Genomic DNA, 23,145 nt, shown 5'->3' with positions numbered 1-23,145 from the left:
CTGCTGTCAAATGCCTATGGCCTTGCCATCCACCGCGAGCATCGCTTCGCCGACAATTTCGGAGAGCGTCGGATGCGCATGAATCGCTTCGCCGATTTCCCAAGGCGTCGCGTCCAGCAGCTGGGCCAATGCGGCTTCGCCGATAAGATCGGTCACATGGGGGCCGATCATCTGCACGCCAAGAATATCTCCGCTCGCCTTATCGGCGACGACCTTCACAAATCCGTCCTTCGAACCGTACACGAGCGCTTTGCCGATCGCCGAGAATGGAAACTTGCCGATTGCGACATCGTGTCCGAGGTCTTTGGCCTCCTGCTCCGTATATCCTACGCTTGCCACCTCCGGCCGCGTATATACGCAGCGCGGGACCAGATGCGGATGATACGGATGAAGCCGCTCTCCCGCCAGGTGGTTGACCGCCATAATTCCTTCATGGCTGGCCGCGTGGGCCAACTGCAGCCCCCCGATGCAGTCCCCGATCGCGTAAATATGCGGCTCGTTCGTCTGCATATTGGCGTTTACTTCGATGACGCCTTTATCGAAGCGGATATCGGTATTCTCCAGGCCGATATTTTGAACATTGGCCGCTCTCCCCACCGATACGAGCAGCTTGGACGCGGACAGCGTCTCGGCCTTTCCGCCCCTGGTCACTTCCACGCTGACGCCTTCTTCCGTCACCCGGCTTGTTCCCCCGTTGACCGTCACGCCGGTCATTACAGTCACGCCGCGTTTTTTCAGCAGACGCTGAAGTTCCCGCGCCACTTCCTTGTCTTCGCGCGGCAGCAATTGGTCAGACGCTTCCACTATAGTGACCTGCACGCCGAAATCGGCGAGCATCGACGCCCATTCCACACCGATGACGCCGCCGCCGACGATCAGCATCGAAGCCGGCAGCTCCTCCATCCGGAGCGCTTCCTCGCTGCTCAGAATGAACTGTCCATCCGGCTCAAATCCCGGAATTGCGCGGGGACGGGACCCTGTGGCGATGATAAGGTGGCTTGGCACCACCGTCTCCATATCGCCGTCTTCCAGCTCCACCGCGACCGCCCCGCTGCGCGGAGAAAATATCGAAGGGCCGATAACCCGTCCCTTGCCTTTAAGAACCTGTATTTTATTTTTGCGCATCAAATACTGAACACCCTGGTGCAGCTGCTCCACAATGGCTTCCTTGCGGCGCTGCACTTTTCCGAATGCCAGCTTGACGCCCGAAATTTCAATTCCGAATTCCTCGCTCCCCGCGATTTCCGCATACACCTCTGCGCTGCGCAGCAGCGATTTGCTTGGAATGCAGCCCCGGTGCAGGCAGGTCCCGCCGAGCTTGTCCTGTTCAATGACGACAACCGACTTGCCGAGCTGTGCGGCGCGGATCGCCGCCACGTAGCCTCCGGTTCCTCCGCCGAGTACCGCCACGTCACATGAAATGGTCATGAATATGTATCCCCCAGTCTTTTGCGCAATGTTTCGCATAATCCATTCTATTGTACTCTCTTTTGCCCATATATGAAAAACCCCGGCCGGAATTCATCGGAAAAGCTGCCGAATCCCCCTCCAAACAGCCTCTTTGACAATGGACTTTTAAAAATCTAAGCGTTATCATTAAAGACAAGAAGAACCGTTAAGGTCCCCTTGTCGAAGGCTACGGAGAGGAAGGGAATGCGCATGAAGCTGCTGTTCTCCCGGTTTATCGCCATCTTGATCCTGGTGTTTCCCGGCTTGCTCGCCATGAAGGGCTTCGTAATGATGAAAGACGATTTGTTCAACTATTTGGCCATGCACGGAGACCGTACGGCTACGCCTTCGTTCGCCTGGCTGCATTTTGCCGGAGGACTTGTCCTGTTCGCTGCGGGCATGAGCTTTCTCGGCGGCTGGATTCTAACCCGCGACCGCAAGCGTAATTACGTCGGTCCCCGCTTCAAGGAGAAGCGCAAAGCCGGGCAGCCTCCTTCCGAACCCGCATCCTGATTGTACTTCCGTTTCATTGCAACCTCATAGCATCTACCTGAAAGCAGCGATCATCAATCAACGGCAGCCGATTCCAAGAGTATTCCCGGGATGGCTGCTTTTTCGCGTCCGAAGCTCCAAACCGAACTTGCGCCATCTATTAGTGAATATTCGTATCCGAAACGGCGGCCGCCAGCCGAATCTTACACTAACGGATAATTTCCTCGATTTTCAAATATATGTATAATAAATTCAAAACACAATATCGCGGAGGTGTTTGTTTTGAAAAGATACCATCAGCTGGACTCCTTAAGAGGGCTTGCGGCGCTGACCGTCGTAATCCACCATTTTGTATTTATTTTTACAGGATGGCTGTGGCTGGAAGCGTTAAACTATACACCTTTGCGAATCTTGAAAGCCGGCCACGAGGCGGTTATCTTTTTCTTTGTCTTAAGCGGTTTTGTCCTGTCGCTGCCCTTCTACTCCGCTTATAAAAAAGTGAATGTCCCGCATTTTTTAATCAAGAGGCTGTGCAGAATCTATATTCCTTATATTGTCGCCGTCTTGTGCTCGATTTTGGCTTACCTGGCTTTTTACCGTCCGGGACCGGACTCTGGATTCAGCTCTTTTTTTCATGACGTATGGAGCACGCCCTTATCCTTCCGGCTGATTATGGATCATGTTATTCTGCTCGGCAGCTTCAAAGATTACGCGCTGGACCCCGTTCTGTGGTCATTGTCCGTCGAATTAAGAATCTCGCTCGTCTTTCCCTTCATCATGCCTTTAATCAAGAACTTCGGTTGGAGGCCAAGTGCCGCTTTGGCTCTGCTCTTATCGGGTTCGTCAATTTTGCTCAACAACCTTGCGCATCCGGCAAATCCGAGTCCGATTTCCTCCAATCTCTATTTCACTCTCCACTATCTTTCGTTCTTTATCCTGGGAGCGCTGGTTGCCAAATATCGGATAAATCTCATTTCAGCAGTGCTCCGGTTAAGTGTTAAAATGAAGTTTGCCTTATTGCTGTTCGGATTGATAGTATATGCCTACGCCGGTATCGGCGATGCTGTATTCAAACGGCTGTTCTCCGCGGGCGGGGTTTGGCTGTCGCTGGCTGCCGATTGGGGAATCGCGTTTGGCGTTTGCATCCTGATTACGGCGACATTGTCTTCGCCCAAGATTTCAAATCTGCTCGGGAAAAAACCGGTTCAATTTCTGGGAGACATCTCTTACAGCCTATATCTTTACCATTCGGTGGCGCTGTTCTCCTGCATCTATGCTTTCCACAATCTGCTGCCTATGTGGGCGACGCTCTCCATCGCTATGTGTCTGTCGCTTCTCGCTTCGAGCCTGTCATACTATTTTATCGAAAAGCCTTCAATCGAGCTCGGAAAAAAATGGACGAGCAGACCCCCTCGCAGGCTGGAGGAAGCGCAAGAAGTCGTTTAATATTCGCTGCCGCCGCTTAGCGCCGAATGAGGAAAGGAGCTTCTAAAATGTATGAATTAAAAACGAAAGAAAACGACAACAGTGTTATCGAGTTTATTGAAAATGTGGATCACCCCAAGAAGCGCGAGGACGCGTATATGCTGCTCGACATCTTTACGGAAACAACCGGCTTTCCCGCAAAAATGTGGGGACCCAGCATAATCGGGTTCGGCTCCTATCACTATAAGTATGCGACGGGCCACGAGGGCGATGCGCCGCTGGTCGGTTTTTCGCCCAGAAAAGCCAAGATCAGCCTTTATCTTGCGCCTTATGATACGGAACGCGAAGCTTTGCTCGCGGACTTTGGTAAATATATGGCAGGAAAAGGCTGCGTGTATATCAATAAAGTCGCTGACATCAAGGTTGAGGTGTTGAAGGCGCTGATTGCCCAATCGGTAACGTTTCTGAATAAAGCTTATCCCGGCAAGTGACACGCAAACGGACGAGTTCTGCACGTTGGCCGGGTCATCCCCGCCGCGGTGAGGTCGAATTATAACGTCGGACGCTTCGCCTCTGCCCTTGCCGCGCCCAAAACCAGCTCGTTGTACAACCCTCCCTTGTCCAGCAGCTCCTCGTGGGTGCCCTGCTGGACAAGCTCCCCGTCCCGCAGCACAAGAATGCGGTCCGCCTGGCGGATCGTATTCAGCCGGTGGGCAATGACGAAGCTGGTGCGCCCCTTCATCAGGGATTGCAGGCCTTCTTGAATCTTCAGTTCGGTCACCGTGTCGATGCTGCTGGTCGCTTCATCCAGCACAAGCATGGCCGGATCAGCGAGAATCGCCCTGGCGATGGCCAGCAGCTGCTTCTGCCCCTGGCTGATTCCGCCTCCGTCCGCCGATAGCATCCGGTCGTATCCGCCCGGCATCCGAATGATGAAGGAGTGGGCATTAGCCAATCTGGCCGCTTTTTCCACCTCTTCGTCGGTGGCTTCCAGCCGTCCGTAGCGGATATTATCGCGGATGCTTCCCTTGAACAGGAACGTATCCTGCAGAACGAACGCCATTTGGCTGCGCAGGCTTTCCCTGCGGATGGTTGCCAGATCCTTCCCGTCAATCGTAATGGTTCCCTTGGAAGGATTGTAGAATCGGGACAGCAGTCCGATCAGCGTCGTCTTGCCCGCTCCGGTTGGGCCGACCAGCGCGATCATCTCGCCGGGTTTGGCCTCAAAGCTGATGTCGCGGAGAGTATCCGCATCTCCGTTATAGGAGAAGGAAACGTTGCGGAATTTCACCTCACCCCGGATTTGCCCGACCGAAGCCGCGGCGTTCTCATCCTTGGCCTCCGTGTCCTCGTCCAGAACTTCAAATACCCGCTCGGCTCCGGCGATGGCGGACAGCACGCTGTTCCATTGATTGGCCAGATCGTTCAGCGGCCGGGTAAACTGACGCGTGTATTCCACAAAAACAAGGATGACCCCGATGGTAATCGAGCCCCTTATCGCCAAAATCCCGCCGAATCCCGCGACGATGGCAAAGCTCAGGTTGTTCAGCCCGTTCATGAGTTTCGGGATGAAGCCGGAGATCGACTGCGCCCAAAATCCGGAAAGCATGATCCGGTTATTCCGTTCCCGAAAGTCCGAGATCACCCGCTGCTCCTGCCCGAACGCCTTGATCACGCGCTGACCCGACAGCGTCTCCTCAATGTATCCGTTCAGCTCTCCCATGTTCTGCTGCCGCTGCTTGAACAGAGGGCCTGTCCGCCGCGTGATCCAGCGCATGCCGAAGGCCATAATCGGCACTACGACGAAAGTGAGCAGCGTCAGGAGGGGACTGAGCCACAGCATGACGACCACCGTTCCGCCCAAGGTCAACACGCCGGAGAAAATCTCGATGGCCGAGCTGTTCAGGTTGGAGCTGACATTTTCAATATCGTTGGTCAGACGGCTCATGATTTCGCCCTGCTGCCGCCGGTTGAAGAAAGATATTGGCAGCCGGTGCAGATGGGAGAACAATTCGGTCCGCATCCGGTACACCGTTTCCTGCGAAATCTCGATCATCCATATATTTTGCAGCCAGCTCGTCAGGGAATAAAGCGCATAAACCGCACCCAGTCCTGTCAAATAGAGCCCCCAATGATTCCCTCCGCCCTCCAGGTAGATATCCACCGCCCTGCCGATCATAAAAGGCCCAAGGAGCGAGAGGCCTGAGCTGAACACCACCATGACCAGCACCAGGATCAGCTTGATTCTTCTCTCGGCCAGATAGTTCCACAGCCGCCGCAGCGTGCTGGACCAGTCTTTTGCACCCGCCCCTTTAGGCTTCCGCCCCGACGACAATCCCTTGCTTTCGCCAAGCTCGAAGACGGGACGCGGATGGCGGAACGGCTCAAGTAAGGTTTTGAACATTTGTCGTCTCCTTTCCGTTCTGCGACTCGCATATGCTCCGGTACAATGCGGATCGCGCAAGCAGCTCGCCGTGACTACCCTTCGCAATCAGCATGCCTTCGTCCAGCAGAAGAATCAGGTCCGCATTCCGGGTCGAGCTGATCTTCTGCGTAATGATAAATGTCGTGCAAGACATGCCTCTCAAGGCTTCCAGCAGCTCTCCTTCGGTGACCGCGTCAAGCGCGCTTGTGCTGTCGTCAAGAATCAGGATGGGGGGCTTCCGGACAAGGGCCCTGGCAATGCTGAGCCTCTGCTTCTGTCCGCCCGAAAGATTGACTCCCCGCTATCCGAGCGTCGTCTCGTAGCCGTCCGGAAGATTAAGCACTGTCGCGTGGATTTGCGCCGCCCGGGCGGCGGCTTCAATCTCTTCGAGGCTAGCGCGTTCATTGCCCCAGGCGATATTCTCCCGCACTGTTCCGGAGAAGAGCAGCACTTCCTGGGGCACGTAGCCTATGGCGCCGCGAAGCACGGCCAAATCCATCTGCCGCGCATCCTTCCCGTCAACCGTAATCGTTCCCGCTGTCGGTTCGTACAACCGGGGAATCAAGCCGATCAATGACGATTTGCCGGAACCGGTCGCTCCCATAATGGCAATCCGTTCCCCCGGCCGGGCGGCAAACGAAAGCTCCGACAAGACTTCGATCTCGCTGCCCGGATAGCGGAATCCCACTTCCTCGAAGCGCACCTCGCCCCGGATGTGCTCGGCCTTCACGGGCTCCCGCCGATTCTCCGTCTCTTCCGTATCGGATACCGCAAGCACTTCCGAAACACGCATCGCGGAGGCGCGCGCTCTGGAATAAGCCGCTACAATCCCGGACAGAGCCGACAAGCCTCCGATCGTCCGCAGCGAGTAATTGATCACAGCGACGGTCTGTCCCTGCGTGGCCTCGCCAGCGGCGATTTCAATTCTGCCGTACCACAGCAGCACAAGAATGCCTCCGTTCATCATCAGCAGAATGAATGGCATCGTCGTCTCCGTAAGCCGCAGCGCGGATACCGTGCTTCTCATAAGATCTTTGCTGTAGCCTGCAAACCGGCCGATCTCATGACTCATACGAACAAAGACGCGTACCAGCCGGATACCCGTCAAATTCTCCTGCACGACGCCGTTTACCCCGTCCAGCTTGCTCTGGACCGCACGGAACATCCGCGACGATTCTTTCATCAGGATGATCAGGACGGCAATCATAACCGGCACGGTCAGCGCAAGGATCAAGCCCAGCCTCCACTGGACGACAAGCCCCATAATCACGCTCCCCAAGACCACAAGCGGAATGCGCGACATAAACCGCAGGCCCGTGAAGACCATATCCTGCAGCTGCGTCACGTCTCCCGTCAAGCGTGTAATCAGCGTTGAAGCCGCAAACCGGTTAAACGCCTCATACGAAAAAGACTGCACCTTCGCGTACAGCTTGTCCCTCAGATCGAAGCCAAAGCCCTGGCTGGCGTGCGAGGCGAAAAACGAACTGAGAATGCCGGCGGTAAAAGCTAAAACCGCGCTTCCAACCAGTATACCGCCCCACAGCCAGACGACGGCAAGATTCTGCTGCCGGATGCCGTTGTCGATGATTTTGGAAATCAGCAGCGGCTGCGACAGTTCCACCGACAGCTCAATGAGCATCATAAGCAGCGCGAGAACGGTCGCGGCCCGGTATTTTTTTAGAAACGTAAGAACATTGGACATGCGCCTTCCTCCGTAATCTGCTTCTTCCTATTCGTACAGCGCGTCGCGCAGACGGCTGGACATTGCCTGTCCCCCCGCTGCCTTAAGCACGGCCTTCCGCAGCGCCCTGTTGCTCCGCTCCATCTCCGCAAACTGCAGGCTCAGTTCGTCCAGCAGCGCTTCGGCCTCAGCCGACAGCTTGCCGTCCTCTTTCAGCTTCGCGATCCGTTCCTTGATTTCATCCGATTTCTCCGTCATCTTATCCTGCTCCTCCCTTAATCCACATCGCTTATTATGTTCGCGCGAAAAAACCCGCACTGTCACAGACCGGCAGGTTTTTTGTACAAATATAAGAATTTTAAGCTGTGCGCTTATCATTATGTCTTATATTTCTACGAGAAACAGTGCCGTCCCTAAAAGGACAGCGAAGCCGTTTCTTCTTGCAGCATTATCCACAATTCCCTTACTGGTTATTTTAACAGATGAGATCAGCAAATAACCAGTGTTCCCTTTTTCTCTGGCCTCTCCCGCTGGGAGTATGATACTCTAATAAGGTCGCATTTTTCAGGAAGGGACAGATGGACAGTGGCACAATTGTTTTTTAAATACGGTTCAATGAACAGCGGCAAATCGATCGAGATTCTCAAGGTTGCCCATAATTATGAAGAACAGGGCAAACCGGTGCTTATATTCACCTCCGCCATCGACAATCGGGATGAGGTCGGCTATGTCTCCTCCCGGATCGGTCTCCGCAAACAGGCCCTCGCCATTGAAGAGAACACGGATATTTTTGGTATCGTGAACGCCAGCCAGCCCAAACCCTACTGCGTGCTGATCGATGAATGCCAGTTTCTGAACAAAGGCAGCATCCTTCAGCTGGTTCGCATCGTCGATGAACTGAGCATTCCGGTCATGGCCTTTGGCCTCAAGAACGATTTCCAGAACAATCTGTTCGAAGGCAGCAAATATATGCTTATCTACGCCGACAAAATTGAGGAAATGAAGACGATCTGCTGGTTCTGCGAGCGCAAAGCGACCATGACGCTGCGGGTCGAGAACGGAAAGCCCGTGTACAGCGGCAAGCAAATCCAGATAGGCGGGAATGAAGCCTATTATCCCGTGTGCCGCAAATGCCACAAAAATCCGCCACTGTAGCTCATACAGACGCTCCGCAAGATCTTAAAATCCATAGCCAAATACGCGAACAGGGCCTTGGCAGGGATGATCCCCTTGCCGGCCCTGTTTCGCTATTCCCTCACATATTATATAAATCCGGTTACGAGCTTGCCAATCGCCCGTTCCGCATTCACTTCAAGACAGACGTTTACATCGCTTCCCCTTAAAGGGTGAGGTCTCCGGTCGGTCACAACCATGCCGGATGTCAGACTTCCGCTGCATTCAATTTCGGCTTTCAGGGTCTGTATCTTGACCAGGCTTGGATCTACCGCAACCAGCAGCGCCAGCGGATCATGCAGCGGACATGCGTCAATGAAATCATTGACCTGTGTGTAGAAATTAAAATAGTAGGCCAGTGAAGCCCGCAAAAACTCCACAACCTCCCGGCAGTCCTGACGCGCGTTCCGGTCCAGCCAGTCGAGTTGCTGCATCCTCAGCTTCGCTTGCAATGTCACATCCAGCCCGACCATCGTCAGCGGAAGCCCTGACTTAAACACAAGCGCTGCCGCCTCGGGGTCCACATGGAAATTCGCTTCGGCTACCGGCGTGACATTTCCGTGGGAAAATACGGTCCCTCCCATCATGACCACGTTCTTAAATTTACCGCCGATCGACGGATCTTTCTCAAGCGCCAGCGCCAGATTGGTCAAACTTCCAAGCGTAACCAGAATCATTTCTCCCGGCTGCTCATTTGCCTTGCGTATGATAAAATCGGCCGCGGATTCATCGAGAGGAGACTGGCTAGAAGGCGGAAGCTCCGCGTTCCCGATGCCATTGTCTCCATGAACATGAACGACCGGTCCTCCCCACTTTCGCTCCAGCGGTCCCGAAGCGCCCGGGGCAACCGGAACGTCGTAACCGGGATTCGCAAGCTTAATGAGCCGCAACGTATTGTCGGTTGCTTGTGCAACGTCCGTGTTGCCGAATCCGGTGCAGATGCCCTCGACATGAATATGTTGTGATTTCAACGCATAGAGAATGGCAAACGCGTCGTCAATTCCTGTATCGACATCCAGAATAAGTTGATGTTTGTTTGGCATCGTGTGCCTCCCCATGGATAGATAAATTGATGAATAGCATGAACGGTCCACAGACTGGAATTAACCTTTCTCGGCACCTGCTGTCAAGCCTTCCGTCAGGAGGCGCTGAAGAAGGATGAACAAGAATGTAATCGGAACCGCGATCAGGACGCATCCCGCAGCAAATGTAGTGAAATCCGTGGCTTGCCGCGTACTGATCATATCGAATAATCCGACGGCCAGCGTCTTCTTCTCCGGTGTCCGCAGAACGAGCTTGGCAAAGATAAAGTCAGTGAACGAGCCGGCAAAGATACTCAGCGCCGTATACACAATGAGCGGCGTGGATAGCGGCGTAACGATGCGGAAAAAAATGTTCAGATGACCCGCCCCGTCGATTCGCGCCGCTTCTACCAAGCTTTTGGGAATGGTATCGAAGTAGCTTTTGGCGAAGAGAAAGAACAAAGGCGCTCCCGCCGCATAGACGAGAATGACCGCAAAATGCGTGTTGAGCAGGTTCATCAGATTCAGCAGAATGAATACGGCAATCATACTCATAAATCCGGGAAACAAGCCCAGCACCATCAAGGTGCTCATCATCGTTTTCCGTCCGGAAAAACGGAAGATCGAGAATGCATATCCGGGGAGCAGTGTCAAGATCGTGCCGATCACGGTGGTAGTTACGGCAATCTTCAATGTGTTGACATACCAGTGGGCAAAATCGTATTTATCGAACAAATTGGCATAGTGGCCGAACGTCAAGGACGTCGGAAGCAAGGTTTCGCTGTACAGCGAATTGCCTGTCCTTAGCGATGACATAATCACCCAAAGGGCGGGATATACGGAGAAGACACCCACAACAGCAAGCAGCACATAACTGATCGTTAGCCAGATCGATCCTCTTGTTTTACGGCTCATGACGATGTGTCCTCCTTAAACGCCTTGGTCCGGCGAACATTCCAAATCGCGAACACAGACAGAAGAATGAAAATAATGATCCCGATAACAGACGCGAAGTTGTACTGCCCATTTTCCATGGAAAGCTTGTACAGCCAAGTGATCAGAATGTCGGTGTTCCCGGCATACTGGAAATCGCCGTTGATCGGATTGCCGTTGGTCAGCAGGAATATCACATTGAAATTGTTCATATTCCCGACAAAGGACATAATGACAAGCGGCGCCATCGAGTACATCACGCTCGGGAAGGTAATCAGCCGGGTCTTCTGAAAAGAGCTCGCGCCGTCGATATCGGCCGCTTCGTACATATCTTTCGGGATCGTTGACATAATTCCGATAATCATGAGCATCGATACCGGAAAGGCTACCCAGAAATTCGCAATAACGAGCGTGACCTTCGCCCATGTCGGATCGGACAGCCACGGAATTCGGTCGATGCCCAGAAGCCCGAGATATTGGTTAACCGGACCGAACTGGCCGTTAAACATATTTTGCAGAATCAGCATCGAGACAAACATCGGTATGGCGTAAGGTAAAATAAACAGAGTGCGCCAAAACGATTTAAAGCGAATACGTTTTTGCTGTACGAGCAGCGCAACCGCGAACCCGCCGAAATAACCGGTAAGCGTCGCAACAATCGCCCATATTATGGTCCATAACGTGACACTGTAAAAGGTGCGGCTCCATTCTTTGATCCGGAATAGATCCTTAAAGGCTTCGAAGCCGGTCCAATCCAGCAGGTTCTTTGGCGGCGTATGCGCGGCCGTATAGTTCGTAAAGGCGATCAGGATCATGAAGACAATCGGCATGATGGTGAAGAAAAAGACACCCGCCAGCGGAACCGCCAGGATCAGATACGGGAAACGGTAGGACATCACAAAACTGACCGTTTCTTTGAACGTATTTGGCACCTCGCCCTGTTCCCTCATTTTACCGGTACGATAGGAGTCTTTAATATTCATCACATAGATCCAGAGGAAAATCAGCGCGACAAAAACGGTAACCAATCCCTCGATCATCAGGAAGACGGAGTGGTCTCCCATGACCTGCTTGTAGAGCCTGCCCACCTTTTTAAGCTGGGTCTCGGTTTCGCCCAGTGTGACCAGCCCCCATACCGCATGAGGCAGCCGAAAAATAAAGGTATACAAGGCCAGCGCGTGTACCGCCAGCAAAATAACGCCTTTCATGTACTGGCGATTGTACAATTGCCCCAATCCCATGGCCAGCGCCGACAATACCGCCGCAGTCCTGCTGTACGTTCTGGTTAATTTGGAACGGTTTCGCTCCATGATGAACTCCTGCATCCCCCTTTAACCTCCTTTTAATGAAATGCGATCACCCGTCGACAACCCAGGTGACCGCCCGCTACTTCCCACAACTTCAGCTTCTATTCGTTATTTCTGATTGGCTATGTCCGTTTTCAGCTTCCCGGCAGCCTTGTCCAAAGCGGCTTTAGGATCTCCGCCTTTCCAAACATCGGCTATAGCGGCATCCAGCGCCGGCCATACATACTTCGTTTCATAAAGACCGGGGAATCTGTGGCTGCTGGCAATTTGCTTCAGGAAGCCCTGGGTCAATTCGTCATTGCGCATTCCCTGTTCGGTTCCGGTGACATCGGCGGCAGGAAGCGCACCGGTCAGCTCATTGTTCTTGATTTGCATTTCTTTGGTCGTGATGAAATGGGCGAGAAGCTTGGCCGCATTCGGATATTTGGAGTACGAGCTTACATAGTATCCCGTGCTTCCCGCAAGCGGCATCGCATTTTCACCGCCCGCCAGCTTCGGCATCGGCAGTACGCCTACAGGGAACGGCTGCTTGTTATGCTCCCCGATCGCCCAGCTACCGTCCATATTAATGGCAAGTTTGCCTTGTGACCACAGACCTTCTTTCAGATTGTTAGTGACATCGGCCAGTTCAAGCGGAATAATCTCGCGAAGAGATTGAATGAACTGCATCCCTTTTACAGAACCTTCATTATTGATTCCAATATCATTGACATCCGTTTCGTTATTGCCGAAGATGTATCCGCCATATCCCGTCATGAAGGCGACGTCAAAGGCAGAGGTCTTGGGCTCATACAAGAAGCCGAATTTGTTGTTCTTCACATCATTGAATTTCTTGGAGAAAGCGATAATATCATCCCATGTCTCCAGCTTCGCGTCTTTGACAAGATCTTTATTGTAGTAAAGACTGAACGTATAGACGTTCCAGGGATAACCGTACAGAATGCCGTCATGGGTAGCAGCGGCGATCGTGTCCGGCTTGTTCATGCTTTTCGTGTCTTCTTCAAAATAGTCATTTGGCAGCACGAGGCCGGATTGAACGGCATTCGCCACATCGGGCGTTTGCAGGCCGAACACGTCCGCGCCTACGCCGGCCGGTCCGTCCGTCGACAACCGTTTGATGCTGTCCCAGTAACCGACATCTTCAACTGTGACTTTAATGTTGTACTTCTGTTCGAATTCTTTCAGCGCATAGTCAGTAAAAGGCTTCAGGTCGGTGATAAACGTCCATAATCTCAATTCCGCCCCTTCTTCGGGCTTCAGCTCATCCATAGCGGCAGTCTCATCTGTATTGGTCTGCGAGCCTGTTACATTGCTTGACTGATTGCCGGAATTCGTCGCCGCATTGCCGCCGCAAGCAGCCAGTGTGAACATCATTAATGTTGACAGCATTACCAGACCCAGCTTCTTTTTCATGAAATATCTACCCCTCTGCATGTAATCAGTTGTTTACAAACCTTTTATCCGATTGAAGTGAGCACACCATTCCAGACATCACTATTCAAATCCAGCCTTAGCCAGTCACTGCCATGCAACTCCCCCTAACAATAATTTCATGAGGAAGAATCCTTGTTTCCTTCACATAATCCTCTTTTTTCCTAATTTGCTGAAGCAGCATTTCCGCCGCCTGAACGCTTAGCTCCTGAATCGGCTGCCGGACGGTCGTAATCCCGGGACGGTAGGCTTTGGCCAAAAGAATATCATCGAACCCCATGATGGAAATATCCTCGGGAACGCTGAGCCCTTTGTCTTCCGCCGCCTTTATCGCACCGATCGCGACCATATCGCTTACACAGCATACGGCTGTCGGCCTGTCCGTTCTTTGAAATAACGCCATACCGTTCTCATAGCCGTGATCGATGTCGTAGTCATTGGCAAAAATCAGCGATTCTTCGCACCGGATGCCATATTCGGCCAGCGCTTGCTTGTAACCGGATAACCGCTCCATCGCTTGACGGTAAATATGAGGTCCGCCAAAGAATGCGATTCTGCGATGCCCAATCTCAAGCAAATACCGGGTGGCGTCATACATGGCCTGATAATTATCGATGTTTACGGACGAGAACTGCTTGGTCGGGTCCGTATGCCCGGCGAACACGGCAGGTACCTCAACTTGCTCAAAGAACTCAATCTGATGCGGCTTCGGATGAGAAGTCATCAGCACTACACCATCCACGTACTTGTCTTTCAAGAGCCTTAAATAATCCTTCTCGATCTCATCGTCGCATCTGGTATTGCAGAGGAGCGTGGTGTAATTGTGCTTAAAGAATTCCTCTTCGATAATGTTCACAAATTTTGAAATAAAGACATTATCAATGCTTGAAATAATGACGCCGATGAGCCGGCTTTCCTTCATCACGAGACTGCGGGCAACCGAATTGGGATTGAAATCAAGTTCTTCCACTACTTTCATGACTTTCTCCCGTATTGCTTTGCTGACAGGCTTGCTTTGATTGAGAACCCGTGAAACGGTTGCCGGCGATACATTGGCTCTTAAGGCAACATCTTTGATCGTAATACTCATGACTTCCTTCCCCACCCCTCGCATCGAAGACAACAACCAAATCCGGGATACGGTAAAGCAGGTCACCTGGAAAACCTGGGAAATCGATTTCCTGAGTTCCTGTTCAAGTTCCCTATGAATGATATTAGGCTGCATACCCTTTCTAAATCTGTTAACGATCAACAGGAAATCGATTTCCGATATGCCATTTGTCACTTTAAATAACAATCTTTGTTACGATAACGCGAATTAATTAAGAGAAATGTACATGATTTCAACCGCAAGAGCAACTAAGTTTACATCATATTGTTTAATTCGACAGATTATCTTCTATTTCTTTATGCAAAATGCATAATTGACACGAATTTTGTCATGTCACTTTCGTGTTATGTTTATAAAAACAAAAAAAAGCCGCTTTTCAGCAGCTGTTAATAAAGGCTTTATTTAGGAGTGGGAGTTCCACTCTTTTCTCAACATAAGAGGACCTAAAAGACGGCAGAACAGCCGCCCGCCTCAATAGAGCGAAGGAGTAATGAATCATAATCGTTAGTTCAAATAACGTTCCTTGATGATATTCAAATGATGAAGCTCATGACCGATCAACAGACATGCCTGAGCCCTTGCTGTAATGGGATGTCCGTTCGTGTTGCCTTTGCGGGTCCAGGCTTCCTCAGAAATAGCCGCAAACAAAGCCAGCGTCGATTGGCGCGTGGCTTTATATTGCCGGATCAGCTCCTCCAGCGAATAGGAATCAAACCCCGCTGCATTCACGAAATCATTCTCATCATACCCGGGAAGCGGCGTCTCATCTCCTCGGGATAACCGGAGCACGCGATAGGCCATAATACGGTCACTGTCGGTCAAATGGCCGAGCAGCTGCTTAACGCTCCATTTTTCCGGGGCATACCGGTATCCCCCCTGCTCCTCCGTCAATCCTTCGAATAAAGCGAAGGCAGCATCCGATTGTTCCAGCAGCACTTCGGCAAAGCCTCCTTCTTCCGGCACCAATTCCATATAATTCTGGTTAAATTCGGCATATTCTCCCTTTTTCGGGCGTTGACTCATAGTAAATCTCCTCTCAAATTCAAAATAAAAGAAATTTTTGGGGAAAAGTGTAATTTTCTGTTGTTGAACCTTTTCAATTAAAGTATAATATTTCCAAGATGAGAGGTAAAGTTACCCTGGATATTGGGAGTGTATAATTTGCTAGAATTTATTCTTTACTTAGTGTTCTCAGTATTAGAAACGTCAGCTCTTATTTTCTTAGGATTCAAAATATTTAAAATTGATTTATACTTAAAGGAAATTTTCTTTGTTTCATTAATATTAGCGTTCTTCTCTTATATAGTACGTATTGATTATAAATTAGTACAGCTTGATATTATTATCCAGTACATCCTGCTGTTGTGTTTCCTATGGTTAATGTTCCGTATACATATTTTTTATGCGGTTATTATGGCCGGCATGGCTTATCAAGCCTACTCTTTTATTCAAACTGTTTATATTTATCTAATAAAATTTTTCGTTAGTTTTACTTCGATTGATCTTTATGGAAGTAACTTAAATGCTTATATCATGCAGGCATTATCTGCTGTTACCGCTGTTCTTATCGGGATTTATATAGGACATAAGCGTAAAGGTTTTGATTTTGTACCAGACAAGCCAAATGGAACAATCAACTTATCTCTAAGGGATAAAATACTTTTCGCATTAAATCTTCCTACTATTGGAATTATGATTTCAATCGCAATTTTTGTTTCATGGAAATTCTTCTCTTTAATTCCTTTGGCTTATGGTTTCATTCTATATGGATATTTGTATTTCTCTTATAGAAGGGATCGTAATAACTATGAATACTTTAAGTTATAAAGTTGCATTTGCTATCAAACAAGCCAATCCTGAAGGTACTTCTTCTATAGAAGTGATGCAGTATTCTTTGAGCATCCTGTTTAATACAGCTTGTATTATAATCTCATCCTTGGTAATCGGTTGGTTGACCGGTCAGTGGAAGGGTACGATATTGACATTGTTTAGCATCGCTCTTTTACGTTTTGTTTCAGGAGGAGTTCATTTAAAATCCGCAAAAGCATGTAACATTGCTTCAATTTTGACCTGCACCATTATCCCACACTTAAGTTCTTTTCTAGATAATTATATTTTATTGATTAATGGGGTTAGTCTCGTAATAATGGCTATCTCCGCTCCTAAGCCAGATAAAAATGCCCAACTTCCGATAAAGTGGTTTCCTTTTATGAAAGTCATTGCTATGCTTCTTGTTTTATCCAATTTCTTCATTGGGTCGTCTGTCATTGGATTGGCTTTCTTTGTCCAGTCCTTAACAGTAATATATTGGAAAAGGAGGGTGCTATTATGAAAAAAGCAATGGCTCAGTATGCTTCTGCTACTCTGACTGCTTCAGCTCGTGTGTTTGCAACTGTATTGAAACCTTTCGCGAACAGTCCCGAAATCCCGCAAGAATTGCGCAAGTAATCGATCAAGGAAGGGGAAAACATGCGTGTTCTACTAAAAGACGGTTCCTCCCGGGAAATTCGCGAGGAAGAAATATTGTATTTCTCCAACTACAAAAATACAATATTCGTCCACACAAAAGAAGGCGAGTTTGTTCTCCCCACAACTTTGTCTGATCTCTATGCCGCATATGGGAGTCGTGGATTCGAGCGTCTGGATCGCAGCAATGTCGTCAATATGAACAATCTGAACGGTTATGATGCCCTCCGAAAGGTTGTGCTCTTCTATCCTGGAGATCAGTTCGCCACGGTTTCGGAAGCGAACGAAGTGCGTGTCCGAAAATTCCTTGCTGCAGCCGACAAAAAGCTGTAATCTCAATATCGATTCATCCATTAAAAATAGCGCTACAAATTGCCTGTCAATTTGTGGTGCTATTTTTATTTTTCGGCTTCACAAAACAAAAGCAATTATTATGCCATATTATCCATGATATGTAAAGAAAAATTGAGGGGGAGAATGAGAGGAGACAAGCAGACATATAAATGGTACCATTTGGAAAGGATGTATTTTCGAAACTATTTAACTTATGGAGGAATCTAATGAACTATCATTTTACTCCTTCTCCGCGCCCCTCCTCACTTGAAATGTTGACGAATGAACAGCTGTTGAACATCTATGAATTGGCGGTACAGGCGAAGGCATCTCCCGAATTCATTGAAATTATCGAAGACGTTCTGTCCAAGAGAAGTCTGGAGCATTCCGAGCGTTTTTAACCCAATTCTATCTTTTTTAATAACTGGGCAGCGCCTTACAAGTCTGCTATCTTAATCTACATATCTTTTGAATGTTCTCATTTGAGGCAGACCCTTGCGGTCTGCCTTATTTATCTCATTTAAATAAGCGAAATAAATCTTGTGCAAGATATCAAATACTTCCAGATTTCATTACCTATCATAACATCCAATGCTTATTGAAATTGGTAAAAAAACACTCCTTCATCTGGTTTTGACAACCAAATAAAGGAGTGATATTTGTTGATTAGCCATAAAACAAGTTGGTCGAACAATTACTTATCTTGATCCTTACCCTTTCACGACACCTTGTGCTCAATCCGTAGCTTATCGGCTACCATGGCGATAAACTCGCTATTGGTCGGTTTGGACTTACTGATGTTGATCGTGTAGCCGAACAGGTGGCTGATAGAATCGATGTTCCCGCGCCCTTGTCTATCAAGGGTTTGCGCAAGGTGAGATAAGTATAAGTAGGGATTGTTATCTAAGCAAAACTTAACGAGACACCGATTATTTATCGGGTTTCACTTTAAATATTTACAGGCATAAATGCCTAAGAGAAAGATATCCTTTCTAGGAATAATTGTCAACCGTATTAGTCTGATTTTTTTCTCTTTTTTCCCCGCCCCGAGAAACAGCGGGGAGTAAAGGGGTAGGGGGATATTCAACGCCAGCACAACAGACCAAGCCATTTTGCACTTACGCAGGTTCACATATATAATATATCGATTTTCCTTAAAAACAGCAAAAAGAGAAATTTCTTATAATTTGTAGTTGATTTATTCCTTCTGACGCTCTTAGATTACCGAAATAAAGTATCTAAGTTAAGAGTTCGTGATGATTTGATCATTTCAAACTACTCTAACGAAAAATATTTGGTAATACTTCATTTTTCTCCAGCATCTCGAATATATTGTTATATATAGGAATTGTGGTGGCTATAGACATTAAAAATAAGCTTACAAACCAGTAATTTTCCTCATTTATTTCACCGGGTTTATGGTAAATTACCTCCCGTGTTTCCGGAAAAACATCGCTGCCCATAAATAATCCAAAACAGTTTGGATGACAAAATTCTGACAAGTTATCATAAGCTACTCTAAACATCTTTTCTTTGCTTCCACTTATCTTTTTGTAGTAGTCATCAATTGAATCAATTAAATCCATTACACCAATAGGATCAGGCATATCAGAATGATCTTTAACTTTCCCACCAAGTGATAACCTGTATAACGACCTATCAAGATCTTCATAAGAAATGTTACCAGCGTAAAAACTTTTAAGGCGTTTGTGCAAATAAGTGAGTGTTCCAGTAATTTCAATATGAGAACGAACTCCTAAAATCGCCATTAACACATTTCTATTATTCAGAGATAATACTACTCCTTCAATTATTACCTGAGATCGGTATAAAGTTCTTTGTATATAAAGTAATCCATTCTCCCCTAATAACCTCTCGGGTTTTTCTAACTTGGATTGTGTTTTTATAATAAAGTGTTTTTTATGTTCCTTAATTGCCTCTTCAATTCTTTTTAAATCGTCAATTCTTCCGTTGCTACTAAAATATTTTGTTATATGTTTTTTAAATATCATTTTACTCCCTACTCTCAAATACAGTACTTATACCCGATCAAATGATACACAATCCAAAGGATGAATGGCATTAGAAAAATTGTTCATAATCTTTTCCATTGCTCTTTTAGTACAAGTTCAAATCCCCCGTCGATTACTCGATTCTTATGAAATCCCGGCAAGATTGGACTAATGCCTTGGCTTAGGAAAAATGCTCTACTCAACTCAAATCCTTTTTGTCTTAATTCATGTCTGAACTTATGACTATTCTTTGTCATTTTCTCAATCGCTTCAAGTATAGGTTTTAAGCTCTGTTTAGTATCATTTATACCTTCAGTAGTCCAAGTTTTTGAAGATATCGGGTAAAAAAGATTGTTTGGCATCTCATAGAGTTTTAATGGCTTCATAACAAATTCGTCAGGAGCACCAAGTATATTAATTTCAAAATAGGGATCTTCAGTAGTATCAATCCATGAAATATTTAGGGATTGAATTTGAGAGTCGTCAATTAGTAATCCTTCAGATCCTTTAATAGAATCACATATTAATTTCGCATAGTTATCTAAATCAGCTAGTTCTGGTGTTTCAAATCGTTTTTGTTCACTTAAATAGAGTATTACTTCAACCTTTACTTCACCAAATAACAAATAATTCACATCCAATTCGGAAGCAATTCTAGCCTTAAAAGCCTGTCTAGCTGGACTGCCGTATGGAACAGGTGCAAAATTAAAGGTTTTATGATATTTACCAAATAGAGGGTTATTTCCAGCCTTATATCCTGAATTTTCAATCTCAAAAATCTGCCCTTCTTCGTACACAAAAACCACCTCTGATTTATCTGTAATAACTAATAAGGATGTCTATAGAATCCAATAGAAGCTATATACTTATTTGATCTTGGTCTTTCTCGACTATCCCCTTTAATGTTCTCGTCTGAATTATAATTATGAACATTTATTTTTTATATCAAAAATATCATTCTGCTAATTACAAATTTTTTAGGCTTGAAGCATCTTAAAATATACAATCACATTTTTATAAATATACAATTATCCGAAAGAAAATTTTGTGTGTTACTTTATTTTATCAATTCATAAAGCATTGATTATCCGAATGATAATCCTTATGTATTGCCGCCGTTTGGCGGCTTAACGCGTTCAGTGATAATAAACTTAAGCTTTAAGCTTCAAGTGTGCAAATGCTTCTTTTGCCTTAGCTTTACTGAGCTTCTCAGGGCCTTGCTGTGCCGCCGACAATTGAAGGTGTGCAAAAGGTCTATCATTATTATCCTTAGCCACAGACAGAAACACAGCTGCCTTATCTGCCGGATTCGCAACAACTCCTACACCGCCGAAAATGACCTCATTGAACACACGATATACCTTTTGGCCCATATATTCGCGCCCTACATAAGGTATCAACCCTAAGCTTTCAGCTTGATGTTGAGTGTATAAAGTATTACCTACCTTGTAACTTGCATCTTTATAATAACACTCCATTGACACCTTTAAGCTTCCAGTTGAAAACTTATCCTTTATCTTTTTTGCTTGCTCCGGGTATACATATTTCCATATTGCGCCTTCAGCCTCAATATATCCTTTCCCGCTGGTATCCTCCTTATATACGCTATCAAGGATAGTACCAATAATCGGCTGACCATGCTCCCAGTTAATAGGCTTCGTCTTAGGCGTTTTCTGCGCCGCATACAAGACATCTTTTGTAAAGAAGTCGCCGTTTGCGTTGTCTCCTTCATGACACAGAATAAAACGAGTATACATTAGGTCCGGGTCAAACTGATGTGTATCTGTATTGGTAATATTCTTATCAATGTTAGCAAGGGTAATACTTATCTTTTTGTAGCCCATTAACGGACTTATTTGATTAGGGTTCATTTTTGACCTCTTTCGTGTACAAGTGCTTATTGAATTAAAGAAATGATTATACGCTGTAAACAGCGTATTGCGTAAGCAATATTAATTGTATTAACTGGTTTGCGTTGCTCCCCAATATATTCAACATCAAGTTGAAAGCTGAAAGTTTAACATATGCCCATCTGCGGTAGCAGTCTAAATATTAACAAAATAATATTTGAGCAAGTTATTTATATAGCCGATTCCATCGGCTCTTGCCCGAAGGCAAGATAATAAATCTTTAATTGCTCGTCGCTTGTTGCTCCTCTCCTATTAAGGTAATTACACCTGACCCCGTTTAAATATTTAGACTCCCCTTAGGGTCGTCCCTCCTCGTAATCACGTTGTTATGTGCAGCGGAGGAGGGATAGACATATTAAGATTAACCTTAAGCTATTAAAAAATCCCCTTACAGGTGATTCAGCTTCATATATTTGCCCTGTAATATTACCTGACTGCGCAAATAAAGAATTTGCATAGAATATCTTTTTAATTGGACTATTAAATATTAATTTAAAATGACCTAAAAGTGCCTTGAGCCTTAGAGCCACAAGGGTTTGAGGCACTTTTCTTTAGTGCGGAATCCTGACAGTATTAGGGCGGAATCCTGACATCTCTTTAGTCTGCTAAAGTGTCTATCCCTAGCTCTGCCGCTTTACTTTCGCGCTCGTGGATGCTTGCCACCCTGTTAAAGTCTGCCCTAAGCGCTTGTGCAGTCTCGGAATTTAGGGTATTCTCGCGGCTAAATATGTCCGGGTTAACCTTAAATATAGAGGCGTTGCCTATCCCGGTAAGCCTAAGAATGTATCCTGCCTTAACTAAGTTACCAATATGGCTAATTAGCGTTGGCCGTTTAATACTAATGATCTCGGCAAGCTCGGCCATTGTGAGGGGGGAAACTAGCTCTCGATTAGGCTCTGTCGGGTTTCCACAAAGCACGTATTCGCTATAATGGAATAGAGGGATAATCCGGGTGAGGATATTAGCGTCCTCTAGCGTTATTTGTTTTAGTTTGTCTCTGGCCTCTTTGTGGTACAGTCTAATGTACATTTGATCTTTCCTTTCTTGCGGGAATGTTCCCATGATTGCATACTTGCTGTTAATTCTGTACTGCGTATTGCGGGGCCCAGAGCCCTCTTTGATGATTACATCTATCTCTCTTAGCCGCTTGATGGCCTCTTTTGTCTGCCGCTCGCCTCTGCCAATCATGTCAGCTATATCAGCGATACGGGCAGGGTTACCTCCTTTGATTAGTAGCTCATCCTTATCAAGCTGCATATAAAGCAACAAAGGGAATAAGGCCCCTAACTCTGGCCCTGCATTGCTATTAAGCTCGGGCCACCGCTCTACAAAGCAGTTAGTATAATTGGGACCCCTGAGCTTTTTAATTTTTTGGTTCTCTTCATGCTGATTCTTGCCATCTATTTGCCTCTGCCTAGTTTCCTTGTCAACTATAATCTTCTTGTTTAGGTTAACATTATCCGCCATTAGCTCGCCCGTTGTTTCGTCCGGGCGATACACGATACCATCCAATACTATTTACTCCTTAACTTATTTGTTGTTCTGTCTAATCCATCCGTTAACCGCTTCCATGTCGAATCTAAGCAAGCGATACCCTAACCGATAGCAGGGCAGTCCATCATTAAGCCAATAATTGAGCGTGCGGCGGCTAATGTTATACTTCTGACATACCTTGCTTGCTGGAACTAAATTATCCATATCAAACCTCCTTTAACAATAATATGCAATATTATACCTAATAAAAGCCCCCCTATACGGGGGGTATGGGAGATGGTATATACTACTAGTATATCATGGAAGTCAAGGATTATAGCTTTATTGTCCTTGCTGCTGTCTATATAGGCCGTCGAATATTCGTGCTAGCTGTATATTTTCCACGCGATCATCCTCTAGCAGCGATGTTATGATCGCGTTAACAGGTAGACCGTTGTAGTAGGACAGGAACCGCAGATACTGGTAATCGTAATCGCTGATA

Annotated in this window: 22 protein-coding genes and 2 pseudogenes; 9 read left to right on the top strand and 15 right to left on the bottom strand. The window is 47.2% G+C overall.

Annotated features, from left to right (window positions below; all coding sequences use genetic code 11):
* Positions 1 to 6: 6 nt before the first annotated feature.
* Complete coding sequence (gene lpdA, locus EH198_RS21470; RefSeq protein ID WP_124697567.1) at positions 7 to 1,428, bottom strand: dihydrolipoyl dehydrogenase; 1,422 nt, start codon at positions 1,426 to 1,428, stop codon at positions 7 to 9.
* A gap of 231 nt (positions 1,429 to 1,659) precedes the next feature.
* Here lpdA and EH198_RS21465 point away from each other — a divergent pair, with 231 nt between their 5' ends.
* The 3 genes from EH198_RS21465 (at position 1,660) to EH198_RS21455 (ending at position 3,857) form a co-directional block, all read left to right on the top strand.
* Positions 1,660 to 1,962: a DUF2627 domain-containing protein gene (locus EH198_RS21465; RefSeq protein WP_124697566.1), complete on the top strand. Its 303-nt coding sequence runs from the start codon at positions 1,660 to 1,662 to the stop codon at positions 1,960 to 1,962.
* A gap of 261 nt (positions 1,963 to 2,223) precedes the next feature.
* Entirely contained in the window at positions 2,224 to 3,387 is a 1,164-nt protein-coding gene (locus EH198_RS21460) for an acyltransferase family protein (RefSeq protein ID WP_185703012.1), read from the top strand.
* 47 nt (positions 3,388 to 3,434) lie between these two features.
* Entirely contained in the window at positions 3,435 to 3,857 is a 423-nt protein-coding gene (locus EH198_RS21455; RefSeq protein ID WP_124697564.1) for a DUF1801 domain-containing protein, read from the top strand.
* A gap of 59 nt (positions 3,858 to 3,916) precedes the next feature.
* Here EH198_RS21455 and EH198_RS21450 read toward each other — a convergent pair whose 3' ends face one another.
* The 3 genes and pseudogenes from EH198_RS21450 to EH198_RS21440 all read right to left on the bottom strand — a co-directional run bounded on the left by EH198_RS21450 (position 3,917) and on the right by EH198_RS21440 (position 7,730).
* Positions 3,917 to 5,770: an ABC transporter ATP-binding protein gene (locus EH198_RS21450; RefSeq protein ID WP_124697563.1), complete on the bottom strand. Its 1,854-nt coding sequence runs from the start codon at positions 5,768 to 5,770 to the stop codon at positions 3,917 to 3,919.
* Positions 5,751 to 7,493 (bottom strand): annotated as a pseudogene (locus tag EH198_RS21445) (ABC transporter ATP-binding protein). The gene EH198_RS21450 and the pseudogene EH198_RS21445 overlap by 20 nt, the downstream one beginning before the upstream one ends.
* 27 nt (positions 7,494 to 7,520) lie before the next feature.
* On the bottom strand, positions 7,521 to 7,730 hold the full coding sequence (locus tag EH198_RS21440; RefSeq protein WP_124697562.1) for a hypothetical protein: 210 nt from the start codon (positions 7,728 to 7,730) through the stop codon (positions 7,521 to 7,523).
* Positions 7,731 to 8,057: 327 nt separating this feature from the next.
* Here EH198_RS21440 and EH198_RS21435 point away from each other — a divergent pair, with 327 nt between their 5' ends.
* Positions 8,058 to 8,627 (top strand): thymidine kinase, encoded by a 570-nt coding sequence (locus tag EH198_RS21435; protein ID WP_124697561.1) that lies wholly within the window; start codon positions 8,058 to 8,060, stop codon positions 8,625 to 8,627.
* Between the two features lie 107 nt (positions 8,628 to 8,734).
* Here EH198_RS21435 and EH198_RS21430 read toward each other — a convergent pair whose 3' ends face one another.
* The 6 genes from EH198_RS21430 to EH198_RS21405 form a co-directional block, all read right to left on the bottom strand.
* On the bottom strand, positions 8,735 to 9,688 hold the full coding sequence (locus tag EH198_RS21430) for a nucleoside hydrolase (protein WP_124697560.1): 954 nt from the start codon (positions 9,686 to 9,688) through the stop codon (positions 8,735 to 8,737).
* 60 nt (positions 9,689 to 9,748) lie between these two features.
* On the bottom strand, positions 9,749 to 10,582 hold the full coding sequence (locus EH198_RS21425) for a sugar ABC transporter permease (RefSeq protein WP_124697559.1): 834 nt from the start codon (positions 10,580 to 10,582) through the stop codon (positions 9,749 to 9,751).
* Positions 10,579 to 11,925, bottom strand: coding sequence for a carbohydrate ABC transporter permease (locus EH198_RS21420; RefSeq protein ID WP_124697558.1), 1,347 nt, complete (start codon positions 11,923 to 11,925; stop codon positions 10,579 to 10,581). The genes EH198_RS21425 and EH198_RS21420 overlap by 4 nt, the downstream gene beginning before the upstream one ends.
* Before the next feature lie 90 nt (positions 11,926 to 12,015).
* The gene (locus EH198_RS21415) at positions 12,016 to 13,320 is read right to left on the bottom strand and encodes a sugar ABC transporter substrate-binding protein (protein ID WP_185703011.1); all 1,305 of its coding nucleotides are present in this window, start codon (positions 13,318 to 13,320) and stop codon (positions 12,016 to 12,018) included.
* Between the two features lie 97 nt (positions 13,321 to 13,417).
* Positions 13,418 to 14,428, bottom strand: a complete 1,011-nt coding sequence (locus EH198_RS21410; RefSeq protein WP_185703010.1) for a LacI family DNA-binding transcriptional regulator — start codon at positions 14,426 to 14,428, stop codon at positions 13,418 to 13,420.
* A gap of 525 nt (positions 14,429 to 14,953) precedes the next feature.
* The gene (locus EH198_RS21405; RefSeq protein ID WP_124697555.1) at positions 14,954 to 15,472 is read right to left on the bottom strand and encodes a DinB family protein; all 519 of its coding nucleotides are present in this window, start codon (positions 15,470 to 15,472) and stop codon (positions 14,954 to 14,956) included.
* A 138-nt stretch (positions 15,473 to 15,610) separates the two neighbouring features.
* On the opposite strand from EH198_RS21405, the gene EH198_RS21400 reads away from it, so the two are divergent.
* From EH198_RS21400 to EH198_RS21380, 5 genes are all read left to right on the top strand, one after another.
* Positions 15,611 to 16,276: a hypothetical protein gene (locus EH198_RS21400; protein ID WP_124697554.1), complete on the top strand. Its 666-nt coding sequence runs from the start codon at positions 15,611 to 15,613 to the stop codon at positions 16,274 to 16,276.
* Positions 16,257 to 16,781, top strand: a complete 525-nt coding sequence (locus EH198_RS21395; RefSeq protein ID WP_185703009.1) for an accessory gene regulator ArgB-like protein — start codon at positions 16,257 to 16,259, stop codon at positions 16,779 to 16,781. The genes EH198_RS21400 and EH198_RS21395 overlap by 20 nt, the downstream gene beginning before the upstream one ends.
* The gene (locus tag EH198_RS21390) at positions 16,778 to 16,897 is read left to right on the top strand and encodes a cyclic lactone autoinducer peptide (RefSeq protein ID WP_124697552.1); all 120 of its coding nucleotides are present in this window, start codon (positions 16,778 to 16,780) and stop codon (positions 16,895 to 16,897) included. The genes EH198_RS21395 and EH198_RS21390 overlap by 4 nt, the downstream gene beginning before the upstream one ends.
* Before the next feature lie 21 nt (positions 16,898 to 16,918).
* The gene (locus tag EH198_RS21385) at positions 16,919 to 17,248 is read left to right on the top strand and encodes a LytTR family DNA-binding domain-containing protein (protein WP_124697551.1); all 330 of its coding nucleotides are present in this window, start codon (positions 16,919 to 16,921) and stop codon (positions 17,246 to 17,248) included.
* A gap of 227 nt (positions 17,249 to 17,475) precedes the next feature.
* Complete coding sequence (locus EH198_RS21380) at positions 17,476 to 17,649, top strand: sporulation histidine kinase inhibitor Sda (protein ID WP_185703008.1); 174 nt, start codon at positions 17,476 to 17,478, stop codon at positions 17,647 to 17,649.
* A gap of 317 nt (positions 17,650 to 17,966) precedes the next feature.
* On the opposite strand, the pseudogene EH198_RS21375 reads toward EH198_RS21380, so the two are convergent.
* The 5 genes and pseudogenes from EH198_RS21375 to EH198_RS21355 all read right to left on the bottom strand — a co-directional run.
* Positions 17,967 to 18,095 (bottom strand): annotated as a pseudogene (locus EH198_RS21375) (sporulation initiation factor Spo0A C-terminal domain-containing protein); the annotation flags it as partial.
* 433 nt (positions 18,096 to 18,528) lie between these two features.
* Positions 18,529 to 19,260, bottom strand: a complete 732-nt coding sequence (locus tag EH198_RS21370; protein WP_036601219.1) for a hypothetical protein — start codon at positions 19,258 to 19,260, stop codon at positions 18,529 to 18,531.
* A gap of 83 nt (positions 19,261 to 19,343) precedes the next feature.
* Positions 19,344 to 20,057, bottom strand: coding sequence for a RusA family crossover junction endodeoxyribonuclease (locus tag EH198_RS21365; RefSeq protein WP_036601222.1), 714 nt, complete (start codon positions 20,055 to 20,057; stop codon positions 19,344 to 19,346).
* Positions 20,058 to 20,411: 354 nt separating this feature from the next.
* A complete protein-coding gene (locus EH198_RS21360) occupies positions 20,412 to 21,131 on the bottom strand; it encodes a hypothetical protein (protein WP_124697549.1) in 720 nt (239 codons plus the stop codon).
* A 636-nt stretch (positions 21,132 to 21,767) separates the two neighbouring features.
* Positions 21,768 to 22,682, bottom strand: coding sequence for a helix-turn-helix domain-containing protein (locus EH198_RS21355; RefSeq protein ID WP_124697548.1), 915 nt, complete (start codon positions 22,680 to 22,682; stop codon positions 21,768 to 21,770).
* Positions 22,683 to 23,145: the final 463 nt, after the last annotated feature.

Origin of the sequence: Paenibacillus rhizophilus (genome assembly GCF_003854965.1) — a bacterium.
In the GTDB taxonomy this organism is placed as follows: Bacteria; Bacillota; Bacilli; order Paenibacillales; family Paenibacillaceae; genus Paenibacillus_AQ; species Paenibacillus_AQ rhizophilus.
Note: the sequence above shows the minus strand (reverse complement) of the source record. Positions and strands in the feature narration are given on the sequence as shown.